Annotated in this window: 1 protein-coding gene; it reads left to right on the top strand. The window is 34.0% G+C overall.

The features are described from left to right. Positions 1 to 535 (top strand): methyl-accepting chemotaxis protein (locus R7Z50_RS30685; RefSeq protein ID WP_318150176.1); only part of this gene is annotated, 535 nt, incomplete at both ends.

The raw sequence follows: 535 nt of genomic DNA, 5'->3' as shown, positions 1-535 counted from the left end.
ACAGCGCTATAGTGTTCCAGGCGTTTACTTTGAACTACTCGATGAACAAAGCAATTCTATTTATTCAACTGGAAAGTTAAATTTAGAATTAAAGCAAACTGATGTTGTTACTGTTGCTGGTTCAAATTGGTATTTACGCTCGTATATTGACTACAGATATATCAAAAAGATTATCGATGGTATAAACCAAGATATTACAAAGTATATGTCACTTTGCGCTTTTATTATGCTGGTTATTAGTTTGATAATTCTTAATTTTCAATTAAACCCGCTATCTAAGTTAAAGAATTTAGTGGAGAATTTGGCAGGTCATGATGCGGACTTAACCCAACGAATTAATATTAATCGCCAAGATGAAATAGGCCATATCTCTAACTCAGTGAATTGTTTTATAGATAATCTACAGGCTTTATTTAAAAACATCTCTAGGTCAAACGTAGCTTTAAACGACGCTAGAGAAGAACTTGATGTTCAAATTGGACGGAATGTTTCTACTGTCTCCCGTTACAGCAAGCAAAGTGAGAGCCTGTCTGAT

This window comes from Vibrio sp. 1249-1 (assembly GCF_033340495.1).
This window is presented reverse-complemented; position numbering and strand designations above follow the sequence as displayed.